The organism is Phycisphaerae bacterium, from assembly GCA_019636475.1.
Taxonomy (GTDB): domain Bacteria; phylum Planctomycetota; class Phycisphaerae; order UBA1845; family UTPLA1; genus JADJRI01.
Genome location: JAHBXN010000004.1, coordinates 49,149 through 64,385, shown reverse-complemented (window position 1 = coordinate 64,385; position 15,237 = coordinate 49,149). Strand labels below are relative to the sequence as shown.

Genomic DNA, 15,237 nt, shown 5'->3' with positions numbered 1-15,237 from the left:
CGCGCAAGGGGGCAATCCCTCGTGGGGCCACTCGCGGGCAGCCAAAACGATCCACGACATTCGTATTAACCGAGTCCAGAACTCAGCTTGGCCGGAGTCGAAAACATGACCGATTCATCCAGACGCGTTGGAATCCTGGCGTTGATCTTCATCACCGCGCTCAGCCTGTTGGATATGACCGCTGCCGCCGCCCAAGTGAAGCCCGGCACGGAGAAGACCGTGGTGGTCACGGGGGAGGCCGCCGGTACGGACCTCAACGCCATGGAGCAAGCCAGGCAGGATGCGCTCCGAAAGGCCGTCGAACAGGCTTGTGGATCATTCGTCACCGGCCAGACAAAGGTAAAAAACTACGCGGTTGTTCATGACAAAATCATGTCGCTGGCGGCGGGTTTCATCACCGAATCTAAGGTACTCGAACGGCGCACGGAGGGAGAAATCAGCTACTGCAAGGTGCGCGCCAAGGTCTCGACAGCCAGTTTTGAAGCCAAGTGGGCGCAACTTTTGCACACGATTGATGCGGAGGGCAATCCGCGCTGCGTCGTCGTCATCGTTGAGGACAACAACGCGGATGACGAGATTCCGCCGAAAACCGACGCTGTCGCCCAGAGCATCATCGAACGGTTTTTCATCGACAAAGGCGTGCAATTGATGGATCAATCGGCGTCTGCGGACTCGCGGGATCGTGACATGAACCTCGCCGCAATGAACGATGACGTCAAGAAAATGGCGGCCATGGCGGCATCCTTCAAGGCGGATGTGCTGATTCGAGGTGTCATTGAGGCCCGCATGGTCGGCACCACGGAGCTGAGCGGCAGAACACTTCACAAGTGGAATGCGACCCTTTCGATTCGAGCTTATCACACCGACAGCGCGCAATTGCTCATGTCAGGCACCTATTCGGAGATGAAACCGACCATCAATGAGAACCAGGGCGGTGATGAAGCGATCCGCGCATGCGCGGAAAAAAACGCCGGGCGAATTTTGCAGGAAATCGGCGACGCCTGGCGAAAGCGGCAGAACGTGCGCCGAACCATCCAGGTGACGATCGAAAACTGCTCTCGCAAGGACTTCAAAGCCTTTGAATCGGCGATGATGAACGAGCGCGGCGTGCAGGCCGTCCGAATGCGTGAACTCGTCAATCGGATCTGCCAAGTGGAGGTGGATTGGGAATACGATCTTGAAAGTCTTGCGACCCGAATAGAACAACTCAAGGTCGATGGCGCGTCGTACGAAATCATCGAGCAATCGCATGATCGGATCACGGTCAAGGTGGATTCCGCCGCCCGCACGTCCCGATCGTCCGAAGACTGATCGATTCTCGGCCGTCGGTCCGCGACGCGTGCAATCGAGCGTGCGATTCACAATAATAATGAAATCGACCGCAAGTTGGTGGCGACCCGCCGACGAACCCGACAAGACAGGATGGTGCCGATGGCCGTCGAGCCTGCCCGCGAATCGCTAACACTGATGGTCAACGGCCAGCCCGCCCGGATCGAAGCTGTCTCAGGGCTGTCGCTGCTCGATGCATTGCGGGACCACCTCGACATCATTTCGCCGAAGGACGGCTGCCAACCGCTGGGCCAATGCGGATGCTGCACCGTCCTGATCGACGGCAAACCGCGTCTTTCCTGCACCATCAAGGCCGCAAGCGTCGCCGGCAAGCAGGTCACCACACTGGAGGGCCTGCCGGATGAGTCTCGTCGCGAGATCGCGGAGAGTTTCGTATCGTGCGGCGGCGTGCAATGCGGGTTCTGTATTCCCGGCATTGCAATTCGCGCGCACGCGCTTTGCGAACGAGACCCCCATCCCACGCGCGAAGTCATCGCCGCTGACCTTCGGGCCCATCTGTGCCGATGCACCGGATACACGAAAATCCTCGATGCGATCGAAGACCTCGCGGCGAAGCGAAGTGGGCGAGCGGGCATTTCCCGCAACGTTCGAAATGGACAACCCACCCACAACAAAACCGCTACCGACGCAGTCGGGGACCGACTCGATCGTTTCACCGGCGCTGAAGCGGTGCTGGGAGACCGGCGCTTTATTGACGACATCACGATCCCCGGAATGGCATTCGCCGCGATGCGATTCAGCGACCATCCACGGGCGGTTGTGAAGCAAATCGACGTTTCCGCCGCGGCGGCGGTGGAAGGCGTGATTCGGATCGCCACGGCTCGGGACGTTCCATCGAACCGGTTCGTCGGTCTGATCATTCCGGACTGGCCGATTTTCATCGCCGAGGGCGAGGAAACCCGCTGCGTCGGTGACATCCTCGCGGCAGTACTTGCGTCGGACGAGCGAACGGCGCGCCGCGCGGCGGACCTGATCGAGATCAAATACGACGTGCTCGAACCGGTCACCACGCCGGATGACGGGCTGAAGCCGGACGCGCCGAAAATTCATCCGAAAGGCAACCTGCTCTCTCGCTCATCCCTGGTTCGAGGCGATGTCGACGCCGCGATGAAAACCAGCAAGCATGTCGTGGAAGGCACGTGGCAGACCCAGGCCATTGAACACATGTTTCTCGAACCCGAGGCCTGCATCGCAATTCCGGTCAGGCTCAGCGACGGCCATGCCGAAAGCTGGCGCGAATATTCGGACGGCCGGCGCGCCCCCGCCCGGCGCGACACGCCTGAAGCCGACCTTGGACTTCACCTGCTATCGCAAGGTCAGGGCATCTTCGATGACCGTCGGCAGTGTTGCAGTGTGCTGGGTTGGCCGCACGAGCGGATTCGCGTCGAACTCGTATCAAACGGCGGCGCATTCGGCGGCAAGGAAGACATGTCCATTCAGGCACAGACTGCCCTGCTGGCGTCTCTCGCCCGCGTGCCGGTCAAGACAACACTGACGCGCAAGGAGAGCATCCGGTTACATCCGAAACGGCATCCGGTGCGGATCAAATTGCAGGTCGGGGCGGATGCCGAAGGCCGAATCACCGCCCTACGCGCCCGGATCGTCGGTGACAAAGGAGCATATGCCAGCGTCGGCATGAAGGTGCTCGAACGGGCCGCAGGCCATGCCGCAGGCCCTTATCGAATTCCATCCGTCGACATTGAAGCGCTCGCCGTATACACCAACAACCCCCCCTGCGGCGCGATGCGCGGATTCGGAGCGAACCAGGCAGCGTTCGCGGTCGAAGGCGCGCTCGATCAGATCGCGGAAAAAGTCGGTATCGATGGCTGGGAAATACGAAGCCGCAACATCCTCGAACCGGGCGACCGATTCTGCACCGGACAACTGCTAACCAAACCGTTCGGTCTTCGAAAGACGCTCGAGTCCGTAAAGGAAATCTACCGCGAGGCAAGGTTCGCAGGCATCGCGTGTGGGATAAAAAACGTCGGTATCGGTAACGGACTCCCCGAGGCCGGCCGCGCGACGCTAACGATCGAACCGACAGGCCGCATCACAATTCGCACCGGTTTCACAGAAATGGGACAGGGGCTGTTCACGGTGCTCATACAAACTGCCGCACAAGAGACCGGCCTGCCGGCCGCCACGTTCATCGCAACCACCGACACGCGCGACGCGATTGACTGCGGACAGACCACCGGCAGCCGCGGTACAGTTCTGGGGGCACACGGCGTGATCGATGCCGCTCGCAAGCTTCGCGCCGATCTTGACGCGGGGCGTTCGCTTTCGGATTTGAGCGGAAAAATTTACCACGGCGAATGGGTCTGCTTTAAGACCGACAAGTTTGGAGCGCCGGTGGAAAATCCCATCACCCATCTGACCTACGGATTCGCCACGCAGGTCGTGATTCTCGATGACGAAGGCCGAGTCAGTCAGGTCGTCGCCGCTCACGATGTCGGCCGCGCAATGAATCCAACGCTCCTGGAAGGCCAGATCGAGGGCAGCATCCACATGGGATTGGGCTATGCCCTAACCGAAGCGTTCGTCGTCAAAGATGGCCGCATCGTGACAGACGACGTCAAGAGCAACGGGGTGCTGCGGGCCCATCAGATGCCGGACGTCCGATGCATTTTCATCGAAGCCGCTGACCCGGACACCCCTTACGGCGCTCGGGGCGTCGGCGAAATCGGGCTGGTTCCCACGGCGCCGGCGGTCGCCGCAGCTTTGTATTCGTATGACCGAATCCGCCGATTCAGCCTTCCGATGAAGGACAGCCCCGCAGCGAGAGCGATGAACGGACGCTGACTGGGTTCGCCGCGGGAACTCAAACGGTTGGGTTTCGGCACTCCGGACAGGCTGGAATTGAAGACCGGCAAATGCCTATGATAGACTCGGATCACCAAGTTGCTGCTGTATAAGCAGTTTTCCGAAATTGGCACGCACATGATGATGGTCCGAAGCTGGAAGCTGCTCACGCTCGCGCTGTTCTGCGCCGTCTCCACAGGGTGCAGCAGCCCGATTCGCACTCCCCCGCCGGCAGTCGTCCTATCGAACGCCGAGAGAATTCTCGCCGGTTTCGACCCGCTCACGCCCGACGCACCTTTTTCGCGCGACACGGAATGCCTCTTTAAGTTCGAGATTCTTCGGGATGGCACTGCGGAGACGAGCTTTCTGACCATCCGCCTCGTTGAAGACAATCTCGACGGCATCGAGACGATTCGCGTGAATCCGTCGTCCGCTGCCGCGGTGAAGGCCGGGGAACTTGCGATCATGGACACTGATCAGCCCTCGTATGTCCTCAAAGTCCGCGAATGGACTTTGGCGATGGACCTGCGCAAGCGAGGGCGGCCAACCCGTGCTGATGGGTCCACTGAGCGCCCCCGTCCGTCTGCGGAAGTCGACTCCACTTCCAATCAAGATGCGACGGCCACTGGCACGGAGAATGACGATTCCGAAAATCCGCCCGCCGAACCCTACATATTCCGCTCGAAGCCGATTCTGACCTACGTCGCGCTCCACGACGTACACGGCAAGCTGTTGAAAGCCCGCTTCCTGCTGCTTCCCGAGAAGTGCATGCGGGAGGGATTCTACAAGCCGGACTTATGCGGGATGGACTCGGTGGGCTTCGAATCAACGGAAGCGCTCGCCTCCAGCAAGGTTTTCCCTGTCGTACTGGATACCTATGCCGCGATGCAGTCTCTTACTTACGTCATTCTGGCGACGCCCGTCCTGTGGCCGCTAGTGCATGAGTTCATCCCGTTGTCCGTCAAGCTCGCCGCTGTATTCGGTGGCCTGAAGCTGAACATGTTGATCGAAAACGTTCGTCTATCGTCGACACCGCTGGATGGATTACCGGCGGACTATTCGAACGATGCCTGCGGCATGACATTTGTATTGCAGGCCAACGGCAAGCCCATCATCCAAACCCGGGTGACCGGCGCGAAGCCGATTTCGCCGCTTGACTCCTGCGCCGGCGTGCTTCTGGTTGAAGGCGAGAGCCTTACGGACGCCACTCGAAAGTTTCGCATCACACTACTGTCGGCGCGGCGAGGCAATCCGGCTTCGCAACGCTCACCGAACTTCGCCATGCGAGCCAATCCGGTCCGTACCAATCCGGCGGCTTCTGGATCCATTGACACACGCGTAGGTGTGCGGGAATGACCTGCTGTCGTTTCGCCCACGGGCGTACCGGGGATGGAGCGCCTCAACACGACCGCGGGCGCAAAGATTCGGGCTGCATTCCTGTTCGCGACTCCAACAGCAGATCGCGATCGACTCGCCGAAATATGAATGCAGCCGCCAGATAATCATGCCGACAGGCGATCGAATCGCCGAAACTCGTCCACGCGGGATCCCAGACGACTGCGACCGCACGATCCAGACAGGCTCGAAAATGAATCCATTCTCGCTGCTATTCCGTTCAGTCGCACGACAGGTGAATCAAGGCCGACGGGTCGCGTTGTGCACGGTGGTCGGATCATACGGTTCAACGCCGCAGGCGGCCGGCGCATCGATGCTGCTGCACGAAAACATGACGACCGAAGGCACGCTGGGCGGAGGCTGCGTCGAGGCCGAAGTTCGCAAACGCGCCTTCGACATTCTGCAACGCGGGGATTCGAGCCTGCTGAAATTCCAACTCGATCACGATTACGGCTGGGACGACGGTCTGATTTGCGGTGGCACAATGAAGGTGGCGGTGGTCACACTGTGCACCGACGACGAGGTGCGGCCCTATGTCGAAGCAGCCGATCGATTGGATGCCGCCTGTAGTGCGAGCATTCCGATTGTCGTAAATCATGAGGGGCGGTTGGAAGCGTACCGCCTTCATATCGAACCTCCCGCGAAGCTGGTCATTGCCGGCGCCGGGCACGTCGGCACGGAACTGGCGCGCATTGCGATCGGTCTTGATTTTGAGATCAGCGTGATCGACGATCGCGCCGACATGATGGGACCGCACCGCCTCCCACCGCCGATTCGAGCCATTGTCGGCAACATTGAGCAAACATTGAAGGCTCATCCGATCGACGGCAACACCTATGTGGTGATTGTCACGCGCGGACACAGCAACGACGAGAAAGCACTGCACGCCGTGATTGACAGGCCCGCGAGGTATGTCGGAATGATCGGCAGCCGTCGAAAGGTGAAGCTGATCTTCGACGACCTTACGTCAATGGGTGTCAACACAGAGGCACTTGACAGGGTGCATGCCCCGATCGGACTTCCGATCGGCTCGGTCACCGTGCCCGAGATCGCCGTAAGCATCCTTGCCCAGCTCATACAGGTGCGCCGCACCGAAAAGCCGACGCGCGTAGAAGGACCACTTGAGACGCCCTCGGGAGAATAACGAAGCATATGCCACGACATATTTTCGCCATCATTGCCGCAGCGGGTCGAGGCCGTCGAATGGGACGGCTCAAGCAGCTGATGCCCTATCGCGATGGGACCATGATGGACGCCGTCATTGATGCCGTCATGGAGACACCTGTGGAAGGCCTTGTGCTCGTCACCAACGAGTTGATCGTCGGCCGATTCGTGGAAAACCCCGACGAAGACCTCCTCATCGCAGTCAATTCCGATCCAAGAAGCGAGATGATCGACTCCGTACGAATCGGCCTTCGCCGACTGCGCGAGGCGTTCAATCCGCGGGCGACTGACGGCGTCATGATCCTGCCCGGTGATCAACCTGAAATTCGGTCCGGCGTTCTGACCACCTGTGCGGAGGATTTTCGTCGTCCCCGAAACGCACCCGGCATCCTGATCGCGACCTATCGAGGTCGACGGGCGCATCCGGCTATCTTTCGGATGAACGTGATCGAGGAGATCGAATCGTGGGAAAGTGGGCACGGACTGAATGAATTGGCGAAGCTTCACCCGGAGTTGGTCCGCCAGTCACCGATCCACTCCGGCCCGATGCCGATCGATGTCAACACGCCCGAAGATTATGAGCGGCTCAGGGGCCGATGACCGGCCCGTCCCAGATGGTCCCGGCGTCAAGCCCGGGCGGCTCTCCATTTCCGCGCCGCCGGACGGCCCAACTTCCGACCCCGCCCGCGCAGGACCCGCGATTCCCCACGCGACGCGGGAAAGGCCCCGCACCCTTCGAGGATGACCGCACACCTTGCGCGGAGGGACCCGCATCGTTCGCGACCACCCGCATGAATTTCGCGGCCCGCCCCGTGCCAGCCGCGGAAAGCCCCGCGCCGCTTGCGGATCACCCCAGCGAAACCGGGGACACCCTGTTTTCGCTCGCGGGCGCGCCGGAATCACCTCGGACGCGCGCTGCGCCGCCCGCTTCCCATAATGGCCTCTCCGCCAGTGCTACGGCGGCGCCGCCGTGTGCGCCGTCGGGCGGGACCGAAAGTCCCCCGCGCGGCTGGCCGATGACCAGCCCATGAGCGCACCGCACGACTTCATCCCCCGCCGCGATGGCGACTTCGATGCCTGGCAGAAGAATTACGTCGCCTACGCCATCGCGAATTCCCCGGCGCTGGGCCTTTCCCACGCCGACGTGGACGCCCTCGAAGACTTGCAGACCGGCTGGCGCAAGAAGCTCGACCAGAACACCGAGGCCCTGGCGCTGGCCGAGGCCTCGACCGCCGCCAAGCGGGATGCCCGCGCCGCCTTCGAGCAGTTCATCCGCTCGCTCTCGGCCCGCATCCGGGCGACGCCCACGATCGACGATGCCGAGCGCGCGGCACTGGGCCTGTCGCTGGTCTCCGGCCCGCCCTCCGCTGCGACGGCGCCCTGCACCTTTCCGGTTCTTTCGCTGGCCGGGGCCGACCGGCTGATCCACCGCGTCCGTTTCGCCGACAGCGAGATGCCGCTGAGGAAGGCCCGCCCGCGCGGGACGGTCGGCGCGGAGCTTCGGCTGATACTGCTGCCACCCGGCGCCACGCCCCCCGCCGACCCGGCCGACTTCGACTTTTTGCAGCTCGCCACCCGCACGCCGGCGCTGGTCGAGTTCGCCGCCGCCCAAGGCGGCCTGACGGCCCACTACGTCGCCCGGTGGCTCAATGCGAAGGGCCAGCAGGGACCGTGGAGCGCGACGCTGAGCGCGACGGTCATGGGGTGAACCGGGGGAATGAAAAATGCAAAATGAAAAATGCAGAAAGGAGAGGGCTAACCGCGCGGCAGTTTCGCTTCGTTCACACTGATTCGAATGACGTGCGGATAAACGCAGAGATTCACCGCCGAACGCTTCCCATCTTTCGTCGCGCGGTTGTACGAATTCAGCTTCGCCAGCGTCTGACCGATGGCCAGGTGGAGCTTCAGCGCTTCCTCAAAGGTGATGACAATGTTCATCGCCCTCGGTACGTCCTCGCGGAACTGCGGGCTGACATGAGCGACATCGGCGCTGCCAAAGGTCTGTTTGGTTTTGATTTCAGTGGGCATGAGTACTCGAATCCCCTTGTTTCAAATGCCGACCGCGATACACGACTCAGAAACCAACGTGAACGGGATCGCCTTTCTCTTTCGCAAATTCGTCAATCTGTGTCCAACTAACGCGGTGGCCTTTCGACTTTCCAGTCGGGACCCACACAACCGCGCCTTTGCTGACCCGCAACCTGCCGAACTGCTTGCCGTTTCGCTGAACGGAAAAGACGATGTCGGCAACGCCGACCGGACACTTGGGAATCTCGAAGCTCACTTGATGGGCCATGACCAATCCTCTTTTATTAGGTCCAGTTACTCCGGCAAGCCTTTGACACCGTAGAGTGCGAATACCGCTTCGTCGATGCGTTTTTCGTGGTGTTCGACTTCGGATTCGAGTTGGTTGCGTTCGCGGTCGGAGAGTTTGAGGCTGCGGAGCTTTTTCTTGTCGGCCATGATGCGCACGACCGATTCGGTAGCAGCGACACCACTGGCAATTCAACCCAACCTATCGACCATCACACGATGTCCGGGCCTTGCCGGAAACGGAGCCGATTCCCCGAGCAATCACTTCATCGTCCGAAGAAACGCAATCGCGGCCTGCTTGTCATTGAACTGCCCCCGAATTTCGTCGCCGTTGCCATATCGCACGCCGACCTCGTATCGCGTGAAGGATTCGCACGGCTTGGATTCGTCAAACGACTCAATGAATGCAATCGCTTCGGCGACACCCCCAAGCACCCGCGCCGCACCGTGAAGCGGGAGGACATAAACCGTGTCGACCTTCCGCGTCAGAACGACGCGAAGCGATGAAGTAAACGTATTCACCTCGGCCTTGTGCCGTTCGCGCAACAGGGTTGCGATTCGCTCTCGCTGCGCCGGCTTCAGCCTTCCATAGGTCCTTACTTTGCGGAGAAGCGCCGAATCGGACGTGTCTTCGTCGAAGGCGGCGTCAATGCCGACCGATGCGAACGCCGCAATGACACTCTGATATGGAAAATAGAGCACCGCGAAGCCGTGCGAACGCAATTGGTTGAGGGAGCCCTCGGTGAACACGCCGCCGAGAACCACGCCGAGGAATGGATGGTGTTGGCTGTACCGCTCGGCCAGGGGCAGAATCGCCCCCTGGATTTCCTGTGCCTTGTTGCGGGAGTGCTTCGTGTAACGACGCCATGCGATTTCAATGAATGCACGAGGCGCGCCGATGACATCATCGCTGCCGTCCGCCTCAAAGACATAATCGAGGTCGTGTGCGTTGCCCTTGCCGTCCACCCAGGCGACTTTGCGCTTGGTGCCGCGCGCCTTGCGCTCGCCCTTGCCGTCGAGGTAAAAGTGGAGTTCATTGGCGACCGTTTCGAGGATAGGCCGGATGGCACGTTCGAGCGTGTCGCCGATGATCTGCCCGAAGCGATGCGCCGGTGATTGAGCCATATCGAACTGTCAGCCTTCCACCCAGAGTCGGCCTTCGCACAATGGTACGCGGTGCTTGCGGTTTTTCCACTTCACATTCCGGTCGCGCGTGCGCTCGAACCGATAGGACTTGAACCCGGCGGCGATGGCGAGCCGCCCGAGCCAATCGATCACCGGGACATACACGCCATACGGTGCGGAATCACCAATCACGAAGCAAGCCTGACTCGGAGAATCGCACACGCGCCGCAGGGCGATCCAGACGCGAGCCAGATCGTGGAAATAGCAGGCCACCATGAGGTGATAGGTCTTCTTGCCCCCCTTGGTCATTCGGACCTCGGCGAGTTGTTCGCAGATAGGCGTCATCTCGTCTCGTATCGGATCCAAAATCGGATCGGCTAGAACACTATGGAGATTGACGGCGCGTTCAGGAACATGTTGGGTGCATGAGCGGACCAAGTGCTGACGAACGGCCGAGTGGAGATCGCCCCAGCCGTTGATTTCCTGGAAGAAGGACATCTCGAGACGCGTTGCATCTGCATAGTCGTAGTTATTCGGGTAGGGAGGCGAAGTCAACACGAGTGTGGCGAACCGGTCGGGCACGCCCGCACAATCGCGTGCGTCGGCCTGAAGCAATGTCGCCGATGGTGCATCGATGCCGTTGGTTACAGCCATGTCCGACAAGATCGTCCGGCTCAGTTCATCAAAAGCAAACATCGGACGTGCCGGTGCTTTCTTAGATTTCTTGGGGAGCACGTATTGCCATTGAGCCGTTCCGGCATGGGAACAGCGGCGAAGGATGCCGACGAGCGCAAGCCAGGCGAGTCGAGCAGCGTCGGTGCCGTCGTCGGCCGATTCGACAGCAGCACGAATGCAGTCGAGTTCGCCCAGCGCTTCGTCGGTGTAACAGGACCGAATCAGTTTGGGATACTTGTCGATCGCGGGAGTTCGCCGCGTTGCATCGTCGCGGATTGACTCGCCGGCCTTACGGAATGCGCTTCTGTCCGAGTGCCTTGCGAGTTTCGCCCGCGCCATCCGGTAAACGAAGGGGTGTGCCTCCACACCGTAGGCCGTGACGCCGGCGTTTTCCGCCGCGATGAGCGTCGTGCCCGAACCTGCAAACGGATCAAGAACACGTATTTCGCCAGTCCCCTTGACGCTACGAATCAGATGCTGGGCCCAGGAGCCTGAGAAGCCGGCGCTGAATCGCACCCAGCGATGAACCGGCAGGCGCATGTTATCCACAAATGTTGAGGATGCCTTATCGCTAACCGGCTCCTCAAATTCAAGCAGTGGGAAGAGCGTCGCTTGTGCCGCTCCCGACATCCGTGCCTCCATTCATGCGAACCGACTCGCACGATATCGGGAAACCAAGCCGGGGTCAACACGCGTTTGGAAGTTGTTTGGGATCGATCGATAAAGATCAAAATGGCAACTTTCCGCGATTGAAATCGAAACTGTGATTTCCGCGGCCTTGGCAGAAGTGGAATCGGTGCCCAAGGTCGCCTCGCAGGAAGGTCGGTGAACCATTCAAGCCAGCCCAACAAACACTTCCGCAATCCTCTCCGCGGCCTTCCCATCCCAGAACCTGGGTGAGCGATTCATGTCCATTGGCCGATTCCTGATATCGGCGTAGGCGGCGAGGATCGAGTCTTTCGTCGGCTTCACGAGCCGGTTGGTGCCGTCCGTGATTGTGGCGGGCCGTTCCGTGTTTTCTCGCAGCGTCAGGCAGGGAACCTTGAGGATGGTGGTCTCCTCCTGAACGCCACCACTGTCGGTCAAAACGAGCGCCGCCTCGGAGGTCAGCCGCAGGAAATCGAGATACCCGAGCGGTTCGGGTGTCCTGAGGGCCGTCAGCTTCGACACGCGTTCGCCGAGCCCGAGATTTGAGATATTCTTGCGCGTGCGCGGGTGCATCGGAAAGACGAGCTGCATGTCACGGGCAATGACTTCAAAGGCATCGAGAATCTGCGAGAGCGTCTCGCGCTGGTCCACATTGCTCGGCCGGTGGAGCGTGATGACGGCGTACTTCCCCGCTGTCAGAGCCAACTCGTCGAGAATTCGCGATTGCGCCGCCCGTTCGCGGTGCTTGATCAGGGTGTCGATCATCACGTTGCCGACATAGTGAACGTGAGCGTCGTCGATGCCTTCGCGCTTCAGCGCGTCCAGTCCGCTTGGATCGCTCACGAGGAGCAGGTCGGAAATGGCATCAGTCAGAATTCGATTGATCTCCTCCGGCATCGCGCGGTCGTAGCTGCGCAGGCCCGCCTCAACGTGCGCCACCTTCACACCCAGCTTCACCGCGACCAGCGCACAGGCGATAGTGCTGTTCACATCGCCCACGACGACAACCCAGTCGGGACGATGCTCAATCACGACGGGCTCGAACGCCTTCATGATTTCTGCAGTCTGAACGGCATGGCTCCCGGAGCCGACCTCCAGATTGACATCCGGCGTCGGAATCCCGAGGTCATGGAAGAACAGCTTGCTCATTCGCTCGTCGTAGTGCTGCCCAGTGTGTACGAGGATTGCCTGAATCCTGCCGGTTCGGGCGAATGCCTCCATCAGCGGAGCGATCTTCATGAAGTTGGGGCGAGCCCCGCAAACGCAGATCAGTTTCAGCATGTCGATTTCCCAGGCTGTTCCCGGTCCGTTTTCCGCGTCCCAGCCATTTCCCGTCGATGCCGGCGGCCGGATTGACTCAGACCACGGCCACCCCGCAACTTACGATTCGTACACCGTTTCCCGACCTGTTTCAAGCCGAAGGGGCGATGGCGGCGATTCTTGACCGCTTTGCCTGAAACGTGTAGAAAATTGCGAATGGCAACCAACCCCGATATTCATGTTTCCGTGATCACGCCAGAGGCCCAGGTGATTGACGTCCGGGCTTTGGGCGTTGTGATTCCGGCGCACGACGGTCTCATCGGAATTCTACATAACCGCGCTCCGCTGCTCTGCGAACTAGGCAAAGGCACGCTTCGAATCGACGCGGTGGACGGCATGCAGCGATTCGTCAACATCGAGGGCGGCTTCGCCCAGGTGCTGAATAACGAAGTTGTTGTGCTAACCGACAAGGCGGCGGAAGCGGCCTAATTCTCGCTCAGCGGCCGGCAATTCCCTCAAACTCCATTATTCTTTCAGCAGCAACGGTTCTTCAGAAGCGCGAAAGTGGTGCGCCCCCCTGTGCTTCCCGGAGCTTCTCGCGACTCCGATACGGCCAAGGTGATTGATGTTCAAATTTGCGCTGTGAATTCCGGTTGAACCCGAACCCGCTGCGAGTCGTAAGAGAATACACGGCAGCAGCTAGCAAATGAATTCACAGTTTGCGTTGGTTTGACCCGGGCTTTTGAATGGAAATCCAAAGCAGCCGCCCATGTTGCGCTGAATTGAAAAACGAGATTCTGAAATTCAATCTCACCTGTCGTCGATTGTAATCAAGACTGATTTCGCTATACTTTCCCCTCTCCACGGAGGGGCTCAACGGACGGATCCACGAGATAAGTCATACGCACGGTCGAATCGACCGGCGGGAGGTTGTTCAGCGATGGCCGAGCACGGCGAATATCCGACGGTGATTGGGGCGGATGCAAAGTTCAAGGGTGAAATGTCGTTCGACAAGAGCGTCCGCATTGAAGGCAGCTTCGATGGACAAATCAAGTCGAAGGGTTCACTGCACATCGCCGAGGGCGCCATGGTCACCGCGAACATCGAAGCGGCCAATCTGACCATCGAAGGCGAGTGCAAAGGTAACCTGAATATCTCCGAGAAACTGCACCTGATGTCGACTGCCCGCATGGAAGGCGACATGAAGACAAACCGCCTCGAAATTGCCGACGGCGCCATTTTCGCGGGCAATGTCATCGTTGGAAATTCGAGCGGGGCCGCCCGATCGGCGACGGTCGGACAACCGGCTGTACGATCAATTCCGACACCCGATCCCTCGAAAGCCGGCATTCCCGGCGGCGCGCGGCCGATCCCGCAGGGCGCACAAGTCGCCGCAAGCTGAATTCTCTCGTACGGCTGGACAGTCGCACAGAAAGTCGAACCTGCGCCGTCGTGTTTCGGCGGGCGCCGATCTTCTTGCATTGAATCCGTGCGAAACCGGCCGGGTCAACGCTCGAACCGCGAACGATCCATCGGCGTTGAGGAGATGCTGACGCCGATTTCCAGAGCGCTTCTGGCCACATTCTCGAAGTTTGACTGCATGTCGGCGACGGATCCCAACTCGACTGCAAAGGCGTCGGCTGTCGCCTGAATGCGCGCAACGAGTCCGTCCAGAAGCTTTCCGACGAGGGCGTCAGCATCGGATGAGAGCGCGTCGATCTGCGCAAAAAGCGCAGCCACCTGGTCCATTTCCGATCCGTTGAGCGCGATCTCCGACAGAGTCACCGCGGCGGCGACCACGCGTGCGAACTTCTCGGGTTTTGCAGGCGCCAGCTCCCACATATCGTAGTGGTGATGCTTCACGGCATCGAGAATGTGCGCATCGAGGCGCCAGTCCGCCAATACCGCAGACGCGACTTCGGCATGGTTGATCTGAAGCATCCGCCGCTCGATGCGATGCAACGGCACAGTTGGCGGCGAGTACGCGGCGAGCACAGGCGCGTATTCAGCCGGAATGCCGAACGCCATCATGCCGATGCCGATGTCGCAAAGCAAACCGGCGGTCGTCGCATCCTCCGCCATGTTCGGGAGAACTCTGCGGCACAAGTCCTGGGCCGCGACGCTCGTCGCGAGCGTGGCCTGCCAATATCTGTTCGCATCGAAACCCTGCGGCTTCGCCTTTCCCAGTCCGTTGACGATGTGCTGGTTGATGACGGCGGAGCGAACCCGTGTCATCCCCAGCCGCATACACGCTTCCTGAGCCGAGGATGTCGGAGTTGAAAAGCCATATAGCGCGCTGTTGGCCTGCCGAAGCAGTTCGGCCGTGAGCCCGCCATCGCTCGCAATGAGATCGCCAACCTTTCTGGCCGGACATTCGGGGTCCTTCGTGTATTCAAGAATCTTGAAAACAACGTGGGACGGCGCGGGAATCCGGGGAGAACTGCAAATTCTCTCAATAATAGACGGCGTCGCGGACATCTGCATTGTTCCAAGGGACCGTCGTCA

General features: G+C 60.2%; 15 protein-coding genes. 8 read left to right on the top strand and 7 right to left on the bottom strand.

The window, feature by feature from the left end:
• Positions 1-105 precede the first annotated feature (105 nt).
• From KF841_07870 to KF841_07845, 6 genes are all read left to right on the top strand, one after another.
• A complete protein-coding gene (locus KF841_07870) occupies positions 106-1,311 on the top strand; it encodes a hypothetical protein (protein ID MBX3395271.1) in 1,206 nt (401 codons plus the stop codon).
• A gap of 120 nt (positions 1,312-1,431) precedes the next feature.
• Positions 1,432-4,152, top strand: coding sequence for a molybdopterin-dependent oxidoreductase (locus KF841_07865; GenBank protein MBX3395270.1), 2,721 nt, complete (start codon positions 1,432-1,434; stop codon positions 4,150-4,152).
• A gap of 99 nt (positions 4,153-4,251) precedes the next feature.
• Positions 4,252-5,508, top strand: a complete 1,257-nt coding sequence (locus KF841_07860; GenBank protein MBX3395269.1) for a hypothetical protein — start codon at positions 4,252-4,254, stop codon at positions 5,506-5,508.
• Between the two features lie 232 nt (positions 5,509-5,740).
• Entirely contained in the window at positions 5,741-6,691 is a 951-nt protein-coding gene (locus tag KF841_07855) for an XdhC family protein (GenBank protein ID MBX3395268.1), read from the top strand.
• Between the two features lie 8 nt (positions 6,692-6,699).
• Positions 6,700-7,311 carry a nucleotidyltransferase family protein gene (locus KF841_07850; protein MBX3395267.1) on the top strand — a complete coding sequence of 204 codons (612 nt, stop codon included), beginning with the start codon at positions 6,700-6,702 and terminating at the stop codon, positions 7,309-7,311.
• A 427-nt stretch (positions 7,312-7,738) separates the two neighbouring features.
• Complete coding sequence (locus tag KF841_07845; protein MBX3395266.1) at positions 7,739-8,419, top strand: hypothetical protein; 681 nt, start codon at positions 7,739-7,741, stop codon at positions 8,417-8,419.
• Between the two features lie 47 nt (positions 8,420-8,466).
• On the opposite strand, the gene KF841_07840 is transcribed toward KF841_07845, so the two are convergent.
• The 6 genes from KF841_07840 to wecB form a co-directional block, all read right to left on the bottom strand.
• Positions 8,467-8,739, bottom strand: a complete 273-nt coding sequence (locus KF841_07840) for a hypothetical protein (protein ID MBX3395265.1) — start codon at positions 8,737-8,739, stop codon at positions 8,467-8,469.
• A 46-nt stretch (positions 8,740-8,785) separates the two neighbouring features.
• Complete coding sequence (locus KF841_07835; protein MBX3395264.1) at positions 8,786-9,007, bottom strand: hypothetical protein; 222 nt, start codon at positions 9,005-9,007, stop codon at positions 8,786-8,788.
• Between the two features lie 26 nt (positions 9,008-9,033).
• On the bottom strand, positions 9,034-9,174 hold the full coding sequence (locus KF841_07830) for a hypothetical protein (GenBank protein MBX3395263.1): 141 nt from the start codon (positions 9,172-9,174) through the stop codon (positions 9,034-9,036).
• Positions 9,175-9,285: 111 nt separating this feature from the next.
• Entirely contained in the window at positions 9,286-10,149 is an 864-nt protein-coding gene (locus KF841_07825) for a DNA methylase (protein ID MBX3395262.1), read from the bottom strand.
• A 9-nt stretch (positions 10,150-10,158) separates the two neighbouring features.
• Positions 10,159-11,364 (bottom strand): site-specific DNA-methyltransferase, encoded by a 1,206-nt coding sequence (locus KF841_07820; protein ID MBX3395261.1) that lies wholly within the window; start codon positions 11,362-11,364, stop codon positions 10,159-10,161.
• A gap of 294 nt (positions 11,365-11,658) precedes the next feature.
• Positions 11,659-12,753 (bottom strand): UDP-N-acetylglucosamine 2-epimerase (non-hydrolyzing), encoded by a 1,095-nt coding sequence (gene wecB, locus KF841_07815; GenBank protein ID MBX3395260.1) that lies wholly within the window; start codon positions 12,751-12,753, stop codon positions 11,659-11,661.
• Between the two features lie 195 nt (positions 12,754-12,948).
• Between wecB and KF841_07810 the strand changes: the two genes are divergently transcribed.
• A complete protein-coding gene (locus KF841_07810) occupies positions 12,949-13,221 on the top strand; it encodes a hypothetical protein (protein ID MBX3395259.1) in 273 nt (90 codons plus the stop codon).
• 451 nt (positions 13,222-13,672) lie between these two features.
• Complete coding sequence (locus KF841_07805) at positions 13,673-14,134, top strand: polymer-forming cytoskeletal protein (protein ID MBX3395258.1); 462 nt, start codon at positions 13,673-13,675, stop codon at positions 14,132-14,134.
• 104 nt (positions 14,135-14,238) lie between these two features.
• Here the strand turns inward: KF841_07805 and KF841_07800 are convergent, their stop codons facing one another.
• On the bottom strand, positions 14,239-15,210 hold the full coding sequence (locus tag KF841_07800) for an HDOD domain-containing protein (protein ID MBX3395257.1): 972 nt from the start codon (positions 15,208-15,210) through the stop codon (positions 14,239-14,241).
• Positions 15,211-15,237: the final 27 nt, after the last annotated feature.